This is a genomic window from Dictyobacter kobayashii (assembly GCF_003967555.1).
Lineage (GTDB): Bacteria > Chloroflexota > Ktedonobacteria > Ktedonobacterales > Ktedonobacteraceae > Dictyobacter > Dictyobacter kobayashii.
Genome location: NZ_BIFS01000001.1, coordinates 3,249,674 through 3,272,390, shown reverse-complemented (window position 1 = coordinate 3,272,390; position 22,717 = coordinate 3,249,674). Strand labels below are relative to the sequence as shown.

The following is a 22,717-nucleotide window of genomic DNA, read 5'->3' as shown; positions in this document are numbered from 1 at the left end:
AGCTCATCAATGGCAGCACACTTTTCAGCTCCAGCTATCCGAAATGCAGCTCGATTCCACAATTAATCTAGCTATATGTCAAATCCGCATACTCGCTTTATATATGCAATCTTATTTCTACCAGATAGCCAAATCGTTCCAGTGACTACCGCTATAATTCATAGCCCGACTACACTATGGTACTATAAGAGATACTAAATGTCCTAATACTATGGACTATGAATTACTCTCCTGCTGTATAGTAGTAGGTAGCATGAGGTACGATAAGTATCAAAGGGTACTTAAACATAGAGGTAGAAGTACACCCACAGCGGCTTCACCAGGAACCGTGACAGGGAGGCAGAGACGCCCCGAGATGCATGTGCATCCTATACTTTTTCTGGACACATCGCATTTCCTTTGGTGCACCCCCTTTGTGGTAGACCTCTCAGTGTAGCAAGCCAACGCGCCACTGTTACCCATTTTTGCATTTCACCCACACTAATACGTGGGCATTTTCATTATTACTAGGTAGGGAAAACTGTCATGATAGATGACAAAATGCATGTGGCCCTGCTACCTATCGTTGAAGGTGAGCAGGTACAATCAGAGGCAATCAAGCTCATTGAGGAAAAAGAACAGGTTAATGCAACATCGATTACGCTTAAATGCGGGGATAGTTTTCTCCTCTTAGATGTGTGTGGTGACCTACTCTCGACACGCCAGGAAATGGGATTGTTCCGCCATGGGACGCGTTTCCTGCGTACATGTAATCTCTTTCTGGAAGGGAAAAAACTGGTTGCTCTTTCACATCAAACCTCGCAGATGAGCGACGCATGTCATATCGATCTCACCAATATGCCACTACAATTGACAGCAGATACACTCCTGGAACAGGGTGTGGTACATGTGGATCGCTTTATCGATTTAGAACAAGATTATCTTAAACAGACTTTTACTATTACCAATTTTCATACTACCGATCTCTCTCTTACATTGAGCCTGGCGGTGGGAGCCGATTATTGTGATATGTTTGAGGTACGCGGGACTGTACGTGAGCAGCGTGGTGTGCAGCAACCGGTCAAAATTGGTCAGAATGGTATGCAACTTAGCTACCAGGGACTCGACCAGGTAATGCGTTCTACGGCAATTCAGGCATCCCCTTCACCATCATCAGTGCAAGCAGACCAGTTGGACTGGAAATTACAACTCAAACGTGGTGAGCCGGTAGAGATTACCTTGCTATTACACCTGGATGAGTCGAGTCAGGAAAAATTAGCGACCGCTCAGGCCGCCACCCTGTGGCGCGAAACTGAGCATCCCACCATCGAGACCGATCATCCTTTCTTTAACCGCTTGCTGGAGCGTGGCATCCAGGACCTTATGATGCTGAGCACGATGACGCCTTATGGCTATTATCCTTATGCAGGTATCCCCTGGTTCAATTGTCCTTTTGGACGCGATGGTCTGATTGCGGCCCTGGAATTCCTACCATTGTATCCACAGGTGGCTCGCGGCACCCTGGCCCTGCTGGCTGCCTATCAGGGTACCAAAATCGATGCATTTACAGATGAAGAACCTGGTAAAATTCTGCATGAATTCAGAAAAGGTGAGATGGCCGCTTGCCGTGAGATTCCCTATATTCCTTACTATGGAACGATTGATGCGACCCCACTATTCTTAATTTTGTTTGAAGCCTATATGCGCTGGACCAATGATACGGTCTTTTTAGATCAGCACTGGTCTAACATCCAGGCGGCAATCGACTGGATGACCAACTATGGGGACCGCGATGGAGATTCGTTCCTGGAATATCGCCGTGCGGCCAAAACAGGCCTGGGCAATCAGTGTTGGAAAGATGCCTGGGATAGTATGTCGCATAGCGATGGACGGCTTGCCGATGCACCGCTGGCGGTATGTGAGGTCCAGGGCTACGCCTATGCCGCTTACCGCGCAGGGAGCTATCTGGCGCGCCGCACCAATCGGCAAGAAATGTCCCAGGATTGGGACCAAAAGGCCGAGACATTGCAGAAAAACTTCCTGGAACACTATTGGTGGGAAGCCGAACAGAGTCTCTATATGGCACTGGCCGAAAATAAAGAGCCATGCGCTGTGGTATCCTCGAATGCTGGACAGTGTCTCTGGAGTGGTATTCTGCCTGATGATAAAGCCCGACAGGTCATTGAGCGCCCTGATGCGCAAGGATATGTTTAGTGGCTGGGGTATGCGTACCCTCTCAACCCAGGCCGCCCGCTATAATCCTTTGAGCTATCACAATGGCTCGGTCTGGCCCCATGATACGGCCCTGGTTGGTACCGGTTTTGCTCTTTATGATGGTAAAGAGGAAGCAGGCCAGTTGCTTAAGAGCCTCTTCGATGCCAGCCAGCATTTCGCTGACGCCCGACTGCCTGAGCTCTATTGCGGTTTTGAGCGCCGCGAAGGCTATGGCCCGACCCGTTATCCGGTCTCTTGTTCACCTCAGGCCTGGGCCGCTGGCGCACCTGTTGCCCTGCTCTTCTCTTTGCTAGGCTTGCATCCCAATGCCGCTGAGAGCCGCCTGACCATACATCAGCCGACCCTACCAGACTGGCTTACCAGCCTGGAGATCAATGGCCTCTCTGTAGGCTCACAACGCCTGCATCTACGTTTCAATCGCCAGGGTAGCCAGACCGATGTCTCTATCGGCCGCGATAACTCCGTCGATGTGCGCGTTCTTTACTAATATCCATCACCACCGCATCTGAGGGATAGTCAGGAGTGGTGCATATTTCAATTATATGCACCACTCCTGACTATCCCCCCTCTCTCTTTTCTTTAGTGCAAAAAAGTGCTCCTCCTCTCTCTTTTCTTTAGTGCAAAAAAAGTGCGCGCTGCGCACTTTTTTTGCACTAAAGAAAAATCGAGTGCGAATGCACCCGCCCGCCTCTATGCTCGGAGGCTCCATTGACAAACTTCAGCTAGATCAGACATAGTAAGCAAGAATAGTCAGTATTCATCAGCCTATATACATGCATATAAACTAGAAGATGGAGAAGATGCGATGGTATCAAAGGATATCTCCCACGTGCTCAGTCAACATCCCCTTGGATTGGTATTTGATATAGATGGTACATTAAGCCCGATTGCCCCGACACCCGATGAGGCACATCTCTACCCGGAGGCCGCACATTATTTACAGCAAGCCAGCCAGTTTGCGCATGCCGGCATCATTACCGGCCGAGCCGTAGCAGATGGGGCGCGCATAGTCAATGTAGAGGGGTTAACTTATATAGGGACCCATGGGCTGGAATGGTGCGACGGATTACCAGGCACACACAAAATAGAGCTGATTCCAGAGGCGGAACCATATATACAACCAGGTAAGGAGCTGCTGGACCTGGCCGAAAAAGTACTGGTACCTCAGATACCAGGCTTGATTGTGCAACGCAAAAGTATCGGTGGAACGCTACATTATCGTCTCGCCCCAGATCCAGAGCAGGCTCGTGAAATAATCCTTGAGGCGCTAAAAGAGCCTGCTGCCAGATTGCATATGCATATCGACGAAGGCAAACGAGCGGTTGAAATACTTGCACCGCTCACAATAAATAAAGGGAAAGCGCTCCGTCGCTTCGTCGAACACTTTGCCTTACAGGGAGTCATCTTCGCTGGTGACGATCGAACAGATCTGCACGGTATGATAGAAATTGAACGACTACGCCAGGACGGCTATGCCACCCACGGAATTGTGGTCCAACATCCAGATACACCGCCAGCGCTCCTCGAACATGCGGACACCATTGTCCAGGGGTTGAGGCGATGGTGGAGCTATTGAAAAAAATAACCATCGACATCAGTAGCCAGAAGGCTTAGAACTCTCATACGGAGGCAATCGTAGGGGTACCATTCAGGTACCTCTACAGTTGCATCGCTATACATCAGTTTTAGCAAGCACTGCTATTATCAGTGACACACACTAGGCCATATTGGCAACGATGGGTGTGCCTGAGGTAGGATCGATATTTGATGATACAACAGGTGTTGGTGCGGTGCTTGAAAAGACGCGCTCCAACAACTCATTGATATCAGAAATCTGTCGAGCCATCCATACGTTTAGATCACTGCGTTCAACCGCCTGGCGGGCCAGGGTTGCCTTCAAATGTCTCTCTTCAGCTGGCAAAGTCAAAGCCTGATATAAAGCCTGAGAGGTTTCGAAGATATCGGTTGGAGAGGTAGGAATAGAACCCTTGGCCAGTTGCTGAAATGCTCCAGCAGTACGTGATAAGACCAGCACCCCATCACTCTGATTGACAGCCGGACCTTCCTTAGCAACCAGGTTCATGCCGTCGATGATCGGATTAACGAGCAGCACATCATAATACTGCATCGCGGCCAATGCTCTTACACGGTCATTACCAAAGAATGCCTGGATGGGCGTCCATTCTTCCGTACCATATTTATTGTTGATCTCCTCAATTATCGCACGCACATCTCCGTCGAAACGGCGATAAGTGGGGAGGGTCTGGCGCGAGGGCACCAGGAAGGCGAGGAAAGTAACTTTCCCATGTAGTTCTGGATGTTTCTCAAGCACATCTTCATAGGCTTGAAAGCCGCGTACAATGTTTTTGGTTGGCTCAACACGATCAACCCGCATAATGGTGTAGTCACAAAGTAATTTCTTCATTTGCTCGGCCGCCCGGCGTCCAGCAGCACTGTTGACCACACGGCGCTCTTCCGAGACCGAAATTGAGATAGGATATGACCTCGTCTGGGTACGATGCCCCTGCCACCAGATCGCTCCTTCCTCGAAGTCCACTACCGCCCCATCTAAGAGGGTGCGAGCCCCTTCCAGGAAGTTGCGCGCATCGCGCTCGGTCTGAAAACCGATGATATCGTTACCAACCAGACCACTGTAAATGGCCTGGGCAATATTGCTGGGTAAGAAATGCCAGCAGCGCACGTCCGGCCAGGGGATATGGATGAACTGCTGCATAATAATGGTTGGGTGCCGCTGGCGAATCATCAGTGGCGCCAGATAGAGATGATAGTCCTGCAACATCACGACAGGCACGGTATCTTCACTCTCGATCTCGACACAGACAGCATCAGCGATAGCCTGGTTGGCCACGGTATACCCGTTCTGCCAGGCATCCTGTAGCTGGTCTGCTGAAGCGGAATCCTGCGTAGGATCATACATATAGTGTTGCAGAAACCAGAGCAGCTCATTACTGATTTTTTCATAGTGTTTACGGTATGCTTCTTTAGATACAGAAACATAGCGCAGTTGCATTTTTTGACCAGGGATAGGCGATTGTAGAATGCCATTATTCTCTTGCTGGGCTTTCTTCACAGCCAGGCGGTCCCCATCAGTCATGGTCATTGCAACCCACGAGACCTCCATACGGTTACCGGCATCAATCAATGCCGTCACCATACCGCCAGCACCGCGCCTCGCTTTAAGCGTCTTATCTTGCTTGAGCTGAAATTCAACTGGACCTCGGTTTGAAGCAATGATCAGACGTTGAGCGTGCGATAACTGCGGAGGAGGGACCTTTGTCGTCTTCCGCGTGGGCATGGGTATATCCTTTCTAACAGGTGTTTACTGTTCTTGTCTTCGGTACCGTGTATCGATTGGCTCAAAAGTCCATCGCTTCTTTTAGAGGTCTGTACCTCTCTCTGACACGGTTTGACCTACTAACAAACCTAATCATGCATGACGGAGCTATGCAAGTCCCCAAGAATAATGTTACCATACAATAAAGCAGAATGCCTAGGCTCTGCTTGTGATGGCCTTCTAACAGATTTATGGAGACAACACCTGAAGTCTCTTTTGTGATCTAACTGCTCCCAGGCTTTATTTACCTCATGGCAGCGTTGAGTTCTCACACATGACACGAATGATAGGCAGTTAATCGACTCAATTTTTGTTGCATGTTTGTGCGTTTTGATTTCCTTACTCTAAATAAGACGCATTTCATCCACAAAAAATTGCTCGTCACGGTTATCCTCATTTAGACAAGATGAGACAATAGTCCCACCTATATCAAGACTCGACGAAGTACTCGTTTTGATTAATGAAAAGCGATCAGGATGTTGGTTTACCTTATCTCCGGCTGCCTGATATTCTCAATTGTCGCTATTCATGTCGTATATACTTATTTACTGGTAACCCTTTATCAGATACTATATAGATATAACCCATAACTACTATCCGTTGAGTAAAACTTTGCGGTGCTATGGGGCATCATGCTAGAATTGCCCTGCGAGAAGCAGAGAGAATTACGTGTTTTACCTGACCCGTGGCACTATTGAGAGGAGCGCAAATTTGGAAGAGACGACCGGTAGGAAATGGTTTTGGCGTATACTGGATTTCATCAATCCGTTGCGCGATCCCAGCCTCACTGTCGCAGCCGTACTAACTTTTATTGAGGAGGCGGGACAGCAAAACCCATGGTATATCATTATTGTTATAGCGCTCGTCAACTGGTTAGCGGTGCGTGGTATTGTCTGGCTGGTAGTAAATTTTACATTTGCAAGCGTTTTTATTGGCCGCCGCGTCTGGTGGTCTATACAACATCCACACCTCGCCTGGCGCATCCTTGATGCGGTCGGGCATGAGGAAATTGTCATTGGTGGAAACTCTGGCATGAGCGATAGTATTATGCTACAAGATGGCACGACCATTATGAGCCCTTTGTTGGGTGCGAATGGAATTCATGTCATCGGCGAATTGCCAGCTGGTACTGAGCTGCCTATGCTAGGTATGCCCGGTGGCCAGATGCCAGGCGAAGGTATGCAGCCATTTAATGGCTCAGGATTCTTTCCTGGAGCACATGATTTCTCTCCCAATGGCTTCGCAGGTCAACCCGCGATGAATTATCAGCCCGGGGCAAATAACACTTATAATAACGAATTCGTAAGTACTCAGAGTACCGATGGTTTGCCACAAAGCTTTTCACAACGACCCTCACAAGAGGAGGAACAGTTGCGTCAACAAGTGGCTGCTTTCAACCGTTTATTAGAGGACTGGATTCAATTCACCGAAGAGAAATGGCGTACCATTAGTGATAGCCAGCTAGGCTGGAAGCCACTACGTGGTCGCTGGGGCAACTGGGATGATATCTTCCAGGACGCCTATGCAGCTAAAACCTCCGATCCGATGGCGGAGGCGGCTCAATTGGCTGGTGAAGCTACTGCCCGTCGCTATGAGACGTCAAAGGAAAAAGGTTCGGCAGCATCTGCTGTCGCCTGCTTTATGCGCGATATGATGACTTTACGTCGGGGCTTAGATATGATCCAACAAACAACAGAGCAACGCCCGGAGACTCCGAAAGGGCAACCTTCGGTTCAGTCTTCCCGGCAGTTCGGTGGAACGAACAGTGGCTCGCTCATGAATGGTTCGACTGGCAATACTGCGGCTCGGAGCTCACTTATTCGTCGACCTGCACAGATTTTTGTGGACGCCGACTCTAAAAAATAGGACAAACCATGTATACGTATTCCCCTCGTCCTGTTCACGTGCGCCCAGAATTGGACCGAATGGCTGAATATATACCTGGTGAGTCTCAGGAAACATTCAGTGCACGTACAGGAATACCAGTCGATCAGTTAATTAAACTGAACGCAAACGAGAGTCCATATGGACCCGCACCCCAGGTGGTGGCCGCTTTAGGCAATCACTTTGCTTACAATAATTATCCCGATACAGACTCGCGCGCTCTAAAAGAGGCGCTCGCTGAGTATACGGGTGTTGATAGCCGTCATATCGTGGTAAGCCACGGTAGCAATGAGCTGATTAATCTGCTCTGGCATATCTTTCTTTCCGTTGGTGACAACATTATCTGTTGTCCACCAACGTTCTCTCTGTATACGTTCATCACGACATTCTGTGGTGCGTATGTGTTAGAGGTGCCACGCACAGATGATTATGAGGTGGATGTTGAGGCCATTATTAAGGCCCTGACCCCTGAAACCAAAATGATCGTCCTTTGCTCACCGAATAATCCAACGGGCAACCCTGTCAGCGAACAGGATATTCTGGCTTTGCTGGATACTGGTCGCATTGTGATGGTCGATGAAGCCTATACCGAGTTCTCGGATAATCCTGGTGGCCTGGCCCATCTGGTACCTCAGTATCGCAATCTGGTCGTGATGCGAACATTTAGCAAATGGGCTGGCCTGGCCGGTCTGCGCATTGGCTACGGCATCTTCCCAGAGTGGATTGTTTCGTATATGCGCCGCGCCCAATGCCCATTTGAGGTCAATATGGCCGGTCATATCGCGGCCATCGAAACACTTAAAAATTTGGATTATACCCTTGACAAGGTACGCTTGCTAAAAGAGGAACGGGAGCGCCTGTTCCAGATGCTGGCTAAACGTCCGTATCTGCGCCCCTTGCCTTCACAGGGAAATTTCATCTTAACCGAGGTAGATGTGGAAGAAGTGCGGATGGAACGCATTAAACATGCCGTTGAATCACGTGGCGTTATGCTTCGCTATTTCAATCATCCCTACTTGAGCAATTTTGTCCGCCTGACCGTGGGACGCCCCGAACATACAGACCTCATTGCCTGTGCCTTAGACAACATTGATGAACATGTATAAAAACACTTATAGATAGAAATCAAACCCTATCATCATCCATAGAAGAAGAGATAATCTGCACGGCATAGCTGTGCAGATTATCTCTTCTTCTATGGATTTAATACCCTTGCTCAACTCCCTCTCTGCGATGTACAATAGCCGCGCAAGGATGTGCAGAAAAGTGCACATATATGGTTTTGTGGAGGAAATTACTATTTATGCCATACAATACAGACGATCTGACGACTATTGAGGCTGTCACTGCCCGTGAAATCCTCGATTCACGTGGTAATCCAACCGTGCAGGTTGAGGTACTTTTGATGGGTGGCGCACAGGGCACTGCAGCGGTGCCGTCAGGCGCATCAACCGGTGCCCACGAGGCCGTTGAGCTACGCGATGGCGATAAGAGTCGCTATGGCGGCAAAGGGGTCCTGAAGGCGGTAGCTAATGTTCAGGATACGATCGGGGATGCCCTGGTTGGATTGGATGCCACAGACCAGGCAACAATCGATGATGTGATGATTTCATTGGATGGGACTCCTAATAAGGCGAATTTAGGGGCTAACGCGATTCTGGGCGCTTCTCTGGCGGTGGCCAAGGCGGCTGCACAGGCACAGCAGCAGCCGCTCTATCGCTATCTAGGCGGCGTTTCAGCACGTACCTTGCCTGTACCAATGATGAATATCCTCAATGGTGGCAAACACGCCGATAATTCGACCGACTTCCAGGAATATATGGTGCTCCCCATTGGCGCGTCTTCTTTCCATGAGGCTTTACGCATGGGTGCTGAGGTTTATCAGGCACTTAAAAAGGTACTGCATGATAAAAAGTTGAATACAAATGTCGGCGATGAGGGTGGCTTCGCGCCTTCCCTGGGCAATAATCGCGCCGCATTAGAAGTACTGGTAGCCGCTATTGAGACCGCTGGCTATAAACCAGGTAAAGATATTTATCTGGGTATGGATGCCGCTGCTACCGAACTGTACGAACATGGCAAATATTCCCTGGCTCGCGAAGGTCGTACCTTATCCTCTAAAGAGATGGTGGACCTCTATGAGCAGTGGATCAATGAGTATCCTCTGGTAACCATTGAAGATGGCCTGGCTGAAGATGACTGGGAGGGCTGGTCCCTGTTCCGTCAGCGCGTCGGCAATCGGGTTCAGATCGTTGGTGATGATCTGTTTGTCACTAATACCGAACGCTTGAAACGTGGTATAAAAGAGCAGTCCGCCAATTCAATCTTGATCAAGTTAAATCAGATTGGTAGCCTGACCGAGACCCTGGATGCGATTGAGATGGCTAAACGGGCACAGTTTACCGCTGTCGTTTCACATCGTTCTGGTGAAACTGAGGATACAACCATTGCTGACCTAGTAGTGGCCACCAATGCCGGTCAGATTAAAACTGGAGCACCTGCACGCAGTGAGCGCGTCGCCAAATATAATCGTTTGTTAGTGATTGAAGATGAACTGGGTGCTGAGACAGCTCGCTATGCTGGTTATAGCGCCTTTTATAATGTTCCTGAGCTCTATGCTAAAGCCTAGTATCGTGAACATTGTGTCCAACGTACAGAGTACTCTTTCTAAAAAGAGGCTCTGTACGCTACGCTTCAGATGCGCTATAGTATTAGGGGGCATATGGGCAACCACAGGTGGACGAGGGCAGATATAGCAGTTATCGCATGACCATCCATGGCCTTCGATCTATCCTCGCCCGTCTGTGATCGCCCGCTCACGATGAACGCAACTAAAGAGAGGATTTATGGCAAGCAATACATCTGACGTTCTGGGTACACGCGAACGACGCTCGGGACGTTCTGTTCACTATAACATCAGCTACCTGCTACAGGGTGCAGAATATGGCACAGATGGCGCGATCGTGCTTCTGCATGATATCCCGGCGGGGGCTTTTACCTGGGAAAGCATTATGGGCCAGCTCGCCGGATTACAGCGCGCAGTCTATGCCTTCGATATGCTCGGCTTCGGTCAGTCGGAACACCCCTGGCCCGCCGATACATCTGTCTGGGGACAGGCAGACGTGCTGACTTATTTGATTAAAGATCTCCAGCTTACCAATATTGTGCTGGTCGGTCATGGTCTGGGCGGTGGTGTTGCTCAGGTACTGGCAACGCGCCTGTTACGCGCTCAGACACAGGCACTGGTACTGGTCGATACGAACTGCTACTTGCATACGTTCGCGGAAAACTGGCCATTGACAGAGATGGAGAAGCGCCGCGATTTCGATGCTCCCCACAATACTGATTTAGCGGATTTGATTAAAGATCTGAGTGAGACCTTACCCCGTGCCACTGTTAACCCCAGGGCCTTTGCTGAGGTCATCAAGGATTATATTGAGCCCTGGAATAACAAGCTCGGAAAAGAAGTCCTCTTCCAGCAGGTGCGCAATCTTATTCCTTACTACCTGAACTCGGTCTCCAGCGACCTGCGCACATTAGGCAAGCCAACCCTGATTATCTGGGGTGAGAAAGATGAGCAGACGCCACTGTCATATGCTGAGCGCCTCCATCGCGAAATTCCACAGTCCCAACTGGTTGTGCTCCCCAATGCAGGCCACCTTTCCTTGTTTGATGCTCCCGACGGGGTTGCGAATGCCCTGGTCGACTTTGTAAAAAATATCTAACACCAGATCAACAAGCAAGCCCCCGCTTTTGGCCAAAAGTGGGGGCTTGCTTTCCATCCCTCTTTTCTATCTTTAAGGCAGCCCCATAAGTATATTCTTGTATCATTATGCTTGCATTACTCGCTGCAAATCAGTATAATGAACAACGTATATGAAAGGGTTTTGAAGGGATTGTAGAGGGGGATTATATACATGCCACGTCTGAAGAAAGTATCACTGATTAAAGCGACCGCTAGCACGAGCGGGCAACAGCTACCACAGATACCAGTCACTACTGATATGCTACCACCATCATTGCTCGCTCCCGTGACCGGTGAGCTTGAGTCACCAGATATATATCCGCTTTTTAGTACACTACCGACCACGGATAAGGGGATTCCCAATGTACAGCTTGAGCATGTGCGGAAGGTGCTAGCACAAACATGTCCACAGCCAGTGCCCATCACAACACATCAGCCACCAGCATCTCGCTGGCAGACACTCTTCGCAGGCAAACCAATCGCCCTTGCCGGCAATACACTCCTGCTAGGCTTTATCAGCTATTTGCTCTTCCGGCATCAACGTGCTTATCTCTTTCTATCCTGGTATATGCTCCTCTTGCTCTGGTCGTATCTGACCTTTAAACCGGTGCGCCTGCTCTTTGCGCAGGGGATACAGGGACTGCGCCTGCTCAGGCAGCAACCCGCCCCATCTGCCGAGCCGGCCTCAAAAACCTATCGCTCCGAATATATGCGTCAGTTGCAGGGCGATACAGCCGCTTATATGCAAGCCCTACGCGGCTTGCACAACAAAGAAAAACGCTAACAGAGGCGCTGCTGATCATTTCTTCTAACTATTTCTGGACCACTGCAGCATTTTCATGTTACACTTGTATAACTATAGCAGTATCTCATTATTCTCTGAAGAAACCAGCCATTGAGATAGCAATGAATGCTCAAAGCTTCTTGTGATGCAAGAGGCTTTTTGGCTCATATAACCAAGATTGGAGCTATGGGAATGGGAAATGAGGCTTTTGTTCCGTCATTGGCCACCGTTCGACAATATGCGGAACAGATTCGTGCCAATGTTGCGCGAGTAATTATAGGCAAACTTGATGTTATCGATCTTTTATTGGTGGCGCTCTTAAGCGATGGCCATGTTTTGCTGGAAGATGTACCAGGCATGGGTAAAACAGTGTTGGCCAAGGCGCTGGCCCGTTCGTTGGGCGCAACTTTTCAGCGCGTCCAGGGCACACCAGATCTGCTCCCGACCGATATCATTGGCGTTAGCTACTATGATCAAAAACAGAATGAGTTTGTCTTCCGCAATGGTCCGCTTTTCGCCCAGATTCTCCTGGTCGATGAGATCAATCGTACTACTCCACGTACCCAGTCGGCACTACTGGAGGCAATGGCCGAGAGACAAGTCACAGTCGAGCGTGAGAGCAAACAACTGCCACGCCCTTTCCTGGTGCTGGCAACGCAGAATCCAGTCGAACTTGAGGGTACCTTCCCGCTGCCTGAGGCTCAGCTCGATCGCTTCCTTTTACGGGTGCAGATGGGCTATCCAGAGGAACAGGAAGAGCAGGAGATCCTGCATCGCTTTAAATTAAACGAGCCACTGGATACGTTGCAGCCGGTAGTGAGTGCGGACGAATTTGTGGCTTTGCAGCGTGCGATCCGCGGGGTCCAATGGCAGCCAGAGGTTGAGCGCTATTTACTGGCCATTGTGCGTGCGACACGCCAGCACGATGCCATTCAATTGGGCGTTAGTCCCCGGGGCACACTGGCACTGTATCGAGCTTGCGAAGCTTACGCTGCTATCCAGGGACGTGACTTTGTACAGCCAGATGATATCAAGTATCTGGCGCCCTTTGTCTTAGGTCACCGCATCTTGACGACCAATCGCAATCGCATGCGTGGCCGGCGTAGCCAGGAAATCATTATGGAGATTGTTCAGGCGATCGAGGTCCCGGTTGAGACTATCGCGTCACCGCCAGCTACAAGGTAGTTTTTCATGAGCATAGAGGAAGAGACACGTCTACAAGCAGATGAATCGACCAACCAGTTGCTCAAAAAGCGGCGGCCCTGGTATTACCTGGCACTGGGCTTAATTGGCCTCAGTGTGATTACGCGCCAGCCGTTAATGGTGTTGGCCGCTATTTTTACCTTCCTGGTAGGTTTTGTCCCAGAGATCTGGTATCGCTATTCATTAAAGCATCTCTTGCTGCGTCAGAAGGTTGATCACCAGCACCTCTTCTTTGGAGAACAGGTTACACTGTCTGTTACAGTTGAGAATCGCAAATTTCTACCACTTCCCTGGCTGCAACTGGAAAATTCGATCTCGCCTCCCTTGACCGTAGCAGGCACACGCAGTAGCCGATTACAGACAATCAAGCGTGATACCTTGATCAGCACCTGGCTGCTCTGGTCATATCAGCGTGTCACACGCCGCTATCGAATGCGCTGCCAGGCGCGCGGCTTTCATCTCTTTGGTCCTATTCACCTGAACTGTAGCGATCCCTTTGGCTGGCTGGAGCGTGAGATTGTCTTGCCAGTCAATGAAACGTTACTGGTCTATCCATTGCTGGCTCCCCTTGAGAGTCTGGGGCTTCCTTCGGTATTTCCAATGGGCGAATATGTGGGTTCACGTCAGTTGTTGGAAGATCCGCTCTGGTTTGCTGGCAACCGCGAATACCAATTGGGAGATGATCCACGCCGTATCGATTGGAAGGCAACAGCTCGCGTGGGTGAACTACGTAGCAAGATTTATGAATCGACTACCGAACGTCGTCTATTGATCCTGCTCGATACCTGGACCTACTCAAATATACAAAAGGGGATGGATGAAGAGTTGCAGGAATATTGCATCTCTGCCGCCGCTTCTCTGGCCACCTGGGGATTGGATGAAGGCTATATGGTTGGTATATTGACCAATAGCTCGATGATTACAGCCGACCATACAAACAGTACAGATGTGAATACCGATCAGGTACTCGATGAGGAGGCTGCGCGCAAATCTAATGCCACTACCATCTCCCCGCCGGGTGTCAGCATTCCCTTTGCCCGCGACTATACGCAGTACGAACAGGTTTTAAGTACCCTGGCCCGGCTGGTTCCTACGTATAATACCCCGATTGAACGTATGATTGAATTGGAAGACAATATGTTCCAGCAAGGTACCACCATCTTATTGATCAGTCCAGTCAATACGCTGAGTGCTAATACTATCAGCTACCTGCAGGAACGGCGGCGCCACGGTACGGCTGTCGCCATCGTCCTGGCTGGCGATCTGGAAGCGGGAAAAGAAATTCCTGATACCGAAAATCTAGTTACCTATAGCATTGGAGGAAAGGAGCAATGGCATGAGCTTATCCAGGCCATCGGCGACGGAGGGAACACAACCGTCGGTACCAGCGCGCGTAGCCTCCAATTGGATTGAATTTTTTGCGGTTCCCATAGCTTCAGCACTAATGGAAGCCCAACCCATCTACCTGGTATTACAGCTATTTTTTACACGCTTAACATTGAGCATTAATTATCTCGATGTTGGTAGCATCACCCTCCTCTTGTTACTGTTCCATTGGTGGGCTATCTGGGGCTATTATCGACGTGAACGGCGTGGTGAACAACTGGATTTTCAAGTTGGGATGCATGTTACCTGGTTCGATGTGTTGGGTATAGCTCTGGGACTACTGATCCTGGCTCTGAGCCGCTATTATGCGCTTGGGGATACATTAACGGTAATCATGATAATTATCCTGACCGGCTGGGCCTGGAAAAGAGGCGTTGATCGGGCCAGAGCTGGCTTCAGTGAAGATCAATTAATCCTCTTCTTCAAACTTGGTCTGGGCGCCATCATGGTTGTGTTGCTCTTTTCTCTGCTGGGAGATATTGGCTCAACCTATAGCTTGAATGATGAATTGCTCAGAGATCTTCCCATCTTCTTTCTCTCGGGCTTTGTAGCGCTCTCCTTTACCCGCATCGGGGCGGCCCGCAGAGAACAGGCCAAACATCCACAGGCAGCTATTCAAGAAGGTACAAACAGGTGGGTGGTCGCCCTGACAATTACCTGGTTTGTCCTGATTGCATTGTGCGTCGTCCTGGAAATCCTACCTAATGATGTATTGATCATGCTACTGAGTCCCCTCTGGTCATTGATCGGATGGCTGGCTCAACTGCTCCTGCTTGTGATCAATTGGATTATCTATGGGTTTTTCTTTCTTTTAAACTGGTTATTGAGCGGCTTCCCACACCTGCTGGGTGGCGCGCTTACGCCACAACAAGCAGCCAAACAAACATCCAGTGCCCACAACATACTCACTAACAAACACCAACCACCAGCATCGCCAACTACTATGTTGATCTTGCGCCTCCTTGTCATTGCTATCGCAGTAGCGATCTTGATCACAATCGTACTGGTTGTCAGAAATAAACAGAAAAACACCCCGGAAAATACATTGCTGGAAGAAGAGGAGGTGCGTGAGGGGTTAGACATGCAACAGATTCGCAAGGAGCGGCGGCAAGAACGGCGGCGTCAATTGTCAGGCACTAAACTGGCCCCGTTAGAGCCCGATTCGGTACGAGTACGCTATCGCTCATTTTTGCAATCCATGGCCGAAAAGGGAGGCGATTTCGCTCACCGCAACAATGAGACGCCTGGCGAGTATCAAAAACGCCTGTTATTGCTGGCCGAACATAAATTGCCTGCCAATACTGCCGAAACTCCATCTGATCCCGCCATCCTGAATGAATTCACCCATGCCTATGCTCGGGAACGCTACGGAGGGCAAAAACCGCTCGACGAGCAGCAAAGCTACTTACGCCAGTGGGTCCCCCACTTACTACAAAGGCTGGCAACCCACCTCAACCCGCCACCCCAGCCCACCCAAAAACGCCCCTACCAGCCCTCCCGCTGGGGCGAAGATTAATATTTTTATTGCATTATTTGGGGATGGGGCTAATGCCCCCATCCCCAAATAATGCAATAAAAATATTACCTATATTATAATGCTTTTTCATATAAAATGTGCTTTGCACATTTTATATGAAAAAGCATTATAATAAGAAAAAAAATCGGGCGCGGATGCGCACGCACGCAAGCAAAAAACAAGGTACTCGACCATTGAACATGGTCGAGTACCTTTCTATGCCACACCAGGAAACCTACGCTCCTGATATTTTACCGGGCAGGATTTAGAGCCCTGATTATATACCTCTACTGAACGCATATACCTATCATAGAGGCGCTCAAGCTCATGGGTCGAGGCTCCTTGCTGCTCAGCCTGCACTAATTCATACCACCTCTGTTGCATACGTTGATGAGCATGCTCTAGTTCAGCTGGGGTCATGGGTATCTCTTCCTCTAGGAAGCCTTGTTGTTCTGTTTCGACTCCCTATATTCTGCGGTCAACTGCTGGATCATCTTACGAGCGCCTGCATAACTCAAGGTGGCAGTTTCAGCTGGCAAAGACTTGCCGAGATGATCACATAATTTACGAATACTTGAGAGCTGCTGCTCTGTCGCATTAACCGGTGCCTCGTTCTCAGCCGGCTGACGATTATTGCCATTAGTGTTATTGCTCTGCCCATTCCCGTTCGCACCATTGCTAACCGGGCGTACAGAAACTAATGAGGGATTATGTCCACCTGAGCTGGCCCCGTTAGAGGCGGTAGCAGGTTGGCGCTCAACCGGGCTATCAACGATGCGGTGAGCCTCTTCCCATTCATCGCCGGTGAACTGGGTCCCATACCCGAGCGCGGCCAGGGCACGACCAATAGCTCCCGTCTCAGCTTTTTCAATAAAGTCGCCAAAACTAGCAGCCTTTTCGGATTTGGTTCCGGTGGCCATACCACCCACCCCATCCTTTACTGTAGCACGGAAAACACAGAAGCCTTTGGCCTGCTTGGTGACTTTCTCACTGCGTCGCCGCTCAGCATTCCACACGTAAGCATCTTCTTCGGTCTCGCGATCCATATCCAGGTGGTAGAGTAGATAGCTAACGAGTTGCCATTTCTGGTACTTTTTCAACTATCCCTCCCCGAACCGTGCTTGCGACTTTCACCGCACACGGCTCTCTAGTATCATCACATTTTCTGTGTTCATGAGCTTGATTTTTGTCGTTTCATTGGTCGTCCAAATGTAACGTCCAAATGACACGTTCGACAGAGGATCATTGTTTTTCTTTTTCTGGCACTCATGAATTTCACCCATGCGGGCTTTTCTCGTCCTGTATATTGTTGCAGGTCGCTTAATTTCCGTATATGGTGAACTTCAAGATCTTCTGTGGAAGCACAGTGCTCACACAGTTGCGCTTGGAGTCTTTTTTCTAGCTCCGTACGTCCAGCGTAAAGTTTCTTTGGATTATCCTCTAAGGTTGCCTTTATATCCCATATGAGCGGTATTCCTCCCCATATTGCTATGAGAGGATCTTTTCCTTCTCTGGGTACGATTACTCGTAACCCTTTGTAGGTTTTATCTCCAACCACTATATCCGTGCCAAACTTGTCATATATCTGATTCACTGAAACCTTCAGCTTGTGTGCTAACGTCTTTGTGAGCGATGTTTGCATCACCCATTTTAGATAGTTAAGCGTATGCAAGTTATGGGCAAGTTTGTAGTAGTTTACTATTCCCCGATATTCCAGTTGATATTTGGTGATAATGTCATAGACACTATCCTTAACTATCTCTGGTCGGTGAGTAGCTTTTCCATATTTCATATACCGTTCACTGTACTTATTTCTTACGCCATGTGGTATTTCTAGCGATATCTGTCCATTGATGCTTCTGCGATTAACTGGAACTCCGTCTCTGACTTCAAAAACTCGCTTGCCATCAGTTTGATTGACATGTATCTCATACCCAAGAAATTTTGCTTTTTCACTCTTCGCATGTGTGATGAGTGTTTTGGCGTCAGACAATTCCAACTTGAGTTCCTCATGTAGGAATTCTTTAACGTCTTTTTTAATTTCTTCTGCTTCCTCTTTTGGTCCGCAAAAACCAAGTAGGAAGTCATCGGCGTAGCGTACATACCGTAAGCGTCGGAAATTCGGATCATACACATCCTTGGAAGGTAGCTTCTGATACCGCTTTTTAAGTAGCGCGGATTTTTCCCCTTCACCGCGTTTCTTAGCCCTACGCGCACGTCGTACTTCGTTTCGGTAAACAGGGTTTGGTCGCCGTTGTTTACCTTTTGTGTACTTTGGGATAAGTGTTGTTTCAACATACTTATCTAACTTGTCTAGCAGCACGTTTGAAAGTATTGGACTAATTATTCCCCCTTGTGGTGTACCACTCAGGGTTCTATTGAATTTCCAATTTTCCATGTATCCTGCATCAAGCATATTTTTGATAAGTTGTATTATTCTCCCATCATGGATTTTCTCTTGAAGTGTTTTCAGGATTAACTCATGATTGAGTCTGTCGAAACATTCTGAGATGTCTCCCTCAATGAACCAATTGGTTCCCCGCCAGTCGTAGTGTATTTCTCGTAATGCTGTATGGCATCCACGTCCTGGTCTGAAACCATGTGAGTGATCAGAGAATTGTGGCTCGTAATACGCTTCAAGTATGGAGCGAACTACTTCTTGAACCAATTTATCTGACCATGTAGGCATGCCTAATGGCGTTTCTTCCCATTTTGTTTGGGTATGTAGACCCGTTTTACTGGCGTCCATTGATAACGTTCATCTCGAATAACTTTGATGATTGCGTCAATTTTTTCCAGAGACATACCATCTGCGGTTTCATCTGTTATACCTGGTGTCATGGCTCCTGCATTACAATAAATTTTTCCGTAGGCTGTGAGGTACAGATTCCGATTGAATAACTGTCGATACACACGTTCTACGGGCAATCCTTTTTTGCCTCGCTCATGAATAAGTTCCAAGTATGCTCTAGTTTCCTGCATTACGCATCCCTTTGCATTTGTGAACTCACTGATACCTACCCTGCTAGCCATTATCAGTGGCTAACTCTGGCCCTTTTTCAAGGGCTGCTCCTTCGCCATGTATCAGGTTTTCCCTGACTCGGACTACTACGAGGGTTCCGTTGCCATAGGACTCGCGTCCCTTAGACAATCCTGCATTTACACACATTAGACGTTTAGTACGTTTAGGTGCCCATTTCGTTCCCTTGAACTACCTCACTGGTAGTCACTCACCGTAGAGAGCGTTCCGTCAGAATGCTCCAATCTGACGTATTTCCACATTTATCATGTGTTTTAACGGTGTCATCGTCTACAGATATGCTGCGATGGATGACCGATTCATCGTTGGAAACTTGGGTTCAATCAATCCAGACTTCACCATGCGTACAGGACTTGCGGATCTTCCACCTACATATCTTCAGTGTCATCCGCTTTCCCAACATGCTACTTTCCCTTTTATCTTTCGACTCCAGGTAGGTTGGGTGTCCTTGAGGTCATTTGCCCTCAACCCCATCTCCTTTTGGAGAAATCTAATATGTGCCGAAGCAGCGCACGAGCATCTCTGTTTCGATCACGCCATGGGGAAAGGCAGAACGGAACCAGACAAGCCTCCATTGGACGGGCAAATAGTCCTTTGACGTTTGACCGGACCTGATTTGCATAAGATGTTCGTTAGGATTGAAAACACGGGTCGTTGTCTGTTCTTCTTGAACTTGCCCGTTGGTTTGATCGTCCATACTATGCTCCTTTTCGAAAATTTGTTCTACTATTCTAGAACACAAGACCTATATTGTCAAGTGTCTTTTTATGCCACCCGGTGTCAGACATATGAATATTCTTTTTTGGTATGGTGGAAATGGTAGTAAGCAAGCAAGATCTTTTTTTTTAGTATCGATCTGTGCCATTTTTAGGAATAACTGGGATATAATGAGAAGAGGGAAGCTTTTTTGTCTCCTATTTATAATGGCAATGGGAAACAAGATTTATTGCGTCTCAGTTATACTTGTAGTAGAAGCATGGATAGGCTGTTTTTGTATACAGTTTCACACCATTTCTTAATGCAGCGCAAAAAGTGTTTGAGCGCATAAGGGATGCCTGAGCTTCTCGTACTGTAGAGACCCTGTAGCAAACTTGTAGGTGCCGGCGCTTGAAATATCAATCGCGGGGGGAGTACTACTCTCTCCTGCGTATTTGTATTTGTAAGCGACATGGCTCTGTAGTACACATAGTGTTAACTCGTGGATGCTTGGCAAGAAGACGTTGTGAGAAAAAAGGAGACACTATAATGAGACAATCGATATCTCATCGTTCAATTTTTTATATTCTCCCGCCGCATATGTTGACCTCACTGGCACAACATGGCACTCCAGAACAGCGAACCATGGCCTTGCAAATGCTGGGTCACGATCACTCTATCCGTACAGTGCGTATGGCTCAGGGACTGCTCAGCAGTAAGTATGCTGGCGCACGAGCATCGCTTAACACCGATAATGCGCTCCAGCGTACCGTTTATGATGTTCATGGCTCTATGCACCTCCCAGGCGAGTTGGAACGTGCAGAAGGACAGCCTCCCGTCCAGGACATCGCTGCCAACGAAGCTTATGATGGCATCGGCTGGACACATGCATTATACCTGCAGATCTATGGCCGCAATTCAATCGACGACGCGGGCCTACCATTGGACGCCTCAGTGCATTATGGCACCCAATATAATAATGCTTTCTGGAATGGCGAACGCATGATCTTCGGCGATGGTGATGGTCAGCTGTTCAACCGCTTCACCTGCGCCATCGATGTAATCGGACACGAATTAACTCACGGTGTGACCGAAGATGAGAGCCACCTGGCCTATGTTGGCCAATCAGGTGCCTTGAACGAGTCAATCTCGGACGTCTTTGGCTCTCTGGTTAAGCAATATGCCTTACGCCAGACCGCCGATCAGGCTGACTGGCTTATCGGTCGAGGGCTCTTCACACAGAACGTCCATGGTGAGGGGCTGCGCTCGATGCGGGCTCCTGGTACCGCCTACGACGATCAGCTGCTGGGACAAGATCCACAACCGGCTCATATGCATGGTTATGTACAGACCGTTGAGGATAATGGCGGCGTGCATATCAACTCGGGTATTCCCAACCATGTATTCTACCTGGTGGCAACACGCATCGGTGGCTTTGCCTGGGAAAAAGCTGGACGCATCTGGTATGAGACCCTGCGCGATCCTCGCTTACGCCCAACCGCAACCTTCCGCATGTTCGCTCGCCTGACCCTGGCCAATGCTGAGCGCTTGTTTGGCTCAAACAGCCACGAGTGGTCCGCCGTCCATGACGCCTGGGAGAATGTCGGAGTTCAGATCCCTGCTCTGGCAAAGGAGTACTAATATGCAGATCCAGGTGCAAACTGAGGGAGGATTAGCCTATCTACCAGGTTTGGCCGCGCCCAAAACCCTGGATAGCGCAAGCCTTTCCCCTCAAGATGCCAACAAGATGCAACAACTGGTGCAGGCTGCCAACTTCTTTGAGCTTCCTGCCGTACAGGACAGGCCTGCCAGAGGAGCGGATTATCGCACCTATCATATCACTGTGCAAGAAGATCATGGTAAAAGCCATTCTATCCAGGTGAGCGATCCCGTCACTAATACCCAGCTCCAGGCTTTGCTATCATTTGTACAGCAGCACATCCTGTAGGCAAACAACACCTGAAAATTCATATTGGATCAAAAATAGTGGCCCGGTTTTATACGCTTGATGATCGCGTATAAAACCGGGCCCTTTCTGTCCCTCTTCATCTTTTTCAGCACAATTCTCCATATAGATCGCAAAGCAAGAATACATATCATTTAATACAAATAATTTTTTACATAATATACAAATTTTTTTATATAATATATAACCAGTTGACCATATGCGTATTAAATTCTATAATAATCTTAGAGTACATTAACACCAATTCATGCTTCAATATTATATAAACATCAAAATATTGTTTTTATTGATGTTTATATAATCACCGCGCTTATTGGGGAAGTAGTGTTTTTCATTCGTAGAAAGGGAGAAATATTATGTTTACATCACGTCTCGCACTCTTTGCCTGCTACGTTATAATAGGAGCGCTCCTGCTTGAGCCCCTGCGTACCTATGCAATGACTGGTCAATCTTCCACGAGCCTATTAGAGAGGGAAAATATTCCAGTGGCCTCCATTGCTGTGTTTATCTCACACTCAACGAATACCTGTTCGGTGACAATGAGGGTTCATGCAAATGGTATCGTTACTGTTTTATTATGTAAAACATCGCTTATAAGACAGATTCCTCGTGTGCTTGCGACAAATTTTTTTCAAGATGTTGCTAATGCTGAACCATTGATTGATCTGCCAAAGCCGCTGGGATGCATAAAATCAGCGAGTTTCGGTACCACAATTACCATTGTTTTTGCAGGGGAAACTTCTCCTGATGTTTCTTGTTCGCATGATCAGCTCGGCCAAAAGTTGTATCAAGACGTACTCGCAATCAAAGTGGCCCTGCAACTCCCATACGGATCCTATAACATGTATGAGCATCACAGTATGTTGGACTCTGAGAAGAGCGGTAAAAGCCCTAATTCTTGTGATATACTCAATGATTGACTGTGTGC

Annotated in this window: 18 protein-coding genes and 1 pseudogene; 14 read left to right on the top strand and 5 right to left on the bottom strand. The window is 48.5% G+C overall.

Annotated elements, in window-relative coordinates:
- The first annotated feature begins 525 nt into the window (after positions 1–525).
- The 3 genes from EL645_RS14370 (at position 526) to otsB (ending at position 3,790) form a co-directional block, all read left to right on the top strand.
- Positions 526–2,193, top strand: coding sequence for an amylo-alpha-1,6-glucosidase (locus EL645_RS14370; RefSeq protein ID WP_126551129.1), 1,668 nt, complete (start codon positions 526–528; stop codon positions 2,191–2,193).
- Positions 2,174–2,701, top strand: coding sequence for an amylo-alpha-1,6-glucosidase (locus tag EL645_RS14365; RefSeq protein ID WP_126551127.1), 528 nt, complete (start codon positions 2,174–2,176; stop codon positions 2,699–2,701). Before EL645_RS14370 ends, EL645_RS14365 begins: the two co-directional genes overlap by 20 nt.
- 318 nt (positions 2,702–3,019) lie before the next feature.
- A complete protein-coding gene (gene otsB / locus EL645_RS14360; protein ID WP_126551125.1) occupies positions 3,020–3,790 on the top strand; it encodes a trehalose-phosphatase in 771 nt (256 codons plus the stop codon).
- A gap of 141 nt (positions 3,791–3,931) precedes the next feature.
- On the opposite strand, the gene EL645_RS14355 is transcribed toward otsB, so the two are convergent.
- Positions 3,932–5,530 carry an alpha,alpha-trehalose-phosphate synthase (UDP-forming) gene (locus tag EL645_RS14355; RefSeq protein WP_126551123.1) on the bottom strand — a complete coding sequence of 533 codons (1,599 nt, stop codon included), beginning with the start codon at positions 5,528–5,530 and terminating at the stop codon, positions 3,932–3,934.
- Positions 5,531–6,280: 750 nt separating this feature from the next.
- On the opposite strand from EL645_RS14355, the gene EL645_RS14350 reads away from it, so the two are divergent.
- The 8 genes from EL645_RS14350 (at position 6,281) to EL645_RS14315 (ending at position 16,087) form a co-directional block, all read left to right on the top strand.
- Positions 6,281–7,435, top strand: coding sequence for a hypothetical protein (locus EL645_RS14350; RefSeq protein WP_126551121.1), 1,155 nt, complete (start codon positions 6,281–6,283; stop codon positions 7,433–7,435).
- Between the two features lie 8 nt (positions 7,436–7,443).
- A complete protein-coding gene (gene hisC / locus EL645_RS14345; RefSeq protein ID WP_126551119.1) occupies positions 7,444–8,559 on the top strand; it encodes a histidinol-phosphate transaminase in 1,116 nt (371 codons plus the stop codon).
- Positions 8,560–8,756: 197 nt separating this feature from the next.
- On the top strand, positions 8,757–10,082 hold the full coding sequence (eno, locus tag EL645_RS14340; protein WP_126551117.1) for a phosphopyruvate hydratase: 1,326 nt from the start codon (positions 8,757–8,759) through the stop codon (positions 10,080–10,082).
- 217 nt (positions 10,083–10,299) lie between these two features.
- Positions 10,300–11,178: an alpha/beta fold hydrolase gene (locus EL645_RS14335; protein ID WP_126551116.1), complete on the top strand. Its 879-nt coding sequence runs from the start codon at positions 10,300–10,302 to the stop codon at positions 11,176–11,178.
- A 192-nt stretch (positions 11,179–11,370) separates the two neighbouring features.
- The gene (locus EL645_RS14330) at positions 11,371–11,982 is read left to right on the top strand and encodes a hypothetical protein (RefSeq protein WP_126551114.1); all 612 of its coding nucleotides are present in this window, start codon (positions 11,371–11,373) and stop codon (positions 11,980–11,982) included.
- A gap of 186 nt (positions 11,983–12,168) precedes the next feature.
- Positions 12,169–13,167, top strand: a complete 999-nt coding sequence (locus EL645_RS14325) for an AAA family ATPase (RefSeq protein WP_371865674.1) — start codon at positions 12,169–12,171, stop codon at positions 13,165–13,167.
- A 6-nt stretch (positions 13,168–13,173) separates the two neighbouring features.
- On the top strand, positions 13,174–14,598 hold the full coding sequence (locus tag EL645_RS14320) for a DUF58 domain-containing protein (protein WP_126551110.1): 1,425 nt from the start codon (positions 13,174–13,176) through the stop codon (positions 14,596–14,598).
- Positions 14,522–16,087, top strand: coding sequence for a DUF4129 domain-containing protein (locus EL645_RS14315; RefSeq protein ID WP_126551108.1), 1,566 nt, complete (start codon positions 14,522–14,524; stop codon positions 16,085–16,087). The genes EL645_RS14320 and EL645_RS14315 overlap by 77 nt, the downstream gene beginning before the upstream one ends.
- 216 nt (positions 16,088–16,303) lie before the next feature.
- Here the strand turns inward: EL645_RS14315 and EL645_RS14310 are convergent, their stop codons facing one another.
- From EL645_RS14310 to EL645_RS14295, 4 genes and pseudogenes are all read right to left on the bottom strand, one after another.
- A complete protein-coding gene (locus EL645_RS14310) occupies positions 16,304–16,507 on the bottom strand; it encodes a hypothetical protein (RefSeq protein ID WP_126551106.1) in 204 nt (67 codons plus the stop codon).
- A gap of 14 nt (positions 16,508–16,521) precedes the next feature.
- The gene (locus EL645_RS14305) at positions 16,522–17,187 is read right to left on the bottom strand and encodes a hypothetical protein (protein ID WP_126551104.1); all 666 of its coding nucleotides are present in this window, start codon (positions 17,185–17,187) and stop codon (positions 16,522–16,524) included.
- Positions 17,188–17,258: 71 nt separating this feature from the next.
- Positions 17,259–19,069 (bottom strand): annotated as a pseudogene (locus EL645_RS14300) (reverse transcriptase/maturase family protein).
- A 548-nt stretch (positions 19,070–19,617) separates the two neighbouring features.
- Positions 19,618–19,824, bottom strand: coding sequence for a hypothetical protein (locus tag EL645_RS14295; RefSeq protein WP_126551102.1), 207 nt, complete (start codon positions 19,822–19,824; stop codon positions 19,618–19,620).
- Between the two features lie 548 nt (positions 19,825–20,372).
- Between EL645_RS14295 and EL645_RS14290 the strand changes: the two genes are divergently transcribed.
- The 3 genes from EL645_RS14290 to EL645_RS14280 all read left to right on the top strand — a co-directional run bounded on the left by EL645_RS14290 (position 20,373) and on the right by EL645_RS14280 (position 22,709).
- Positions 20,373–21,464 (top strand): M4 family metallopeptidase, encoded by a 1,092-nt coding sequence (locus tag EL645_RS14290; protein WP_126551101.1) that lies wholly within the window; start codon positions 20,373–20,375, stop codon positions 21,462–21,464.
- A 1-nt stretch (position 21,465) separates the two neighbouring features.
- Positions 21,466–21,771 (top strand): protealysin inhibitor emfourin, encoded by a 306-nt coding sequence (locus EL645_RS14285; protein ID WP_126551099.1) that lies wholly within the window; start codon positions 21,466–21,468, stop codon positions 21,769–21,771.
- A gap of 374 nt (positions 21,772–22,145) precedes the next feature.
- Positions 22,146–22,709, top strand: coding sequence for a hypothetical protein (locus EL645_RS14280; RefSeq protein ID WP_126551097.1), 564 nt, complete (start codon positions 22,146–22,148; stop codon positions 22,707–22,709).
- Positions 22,710–22,717: the final 8 nt, after the last annotated feature.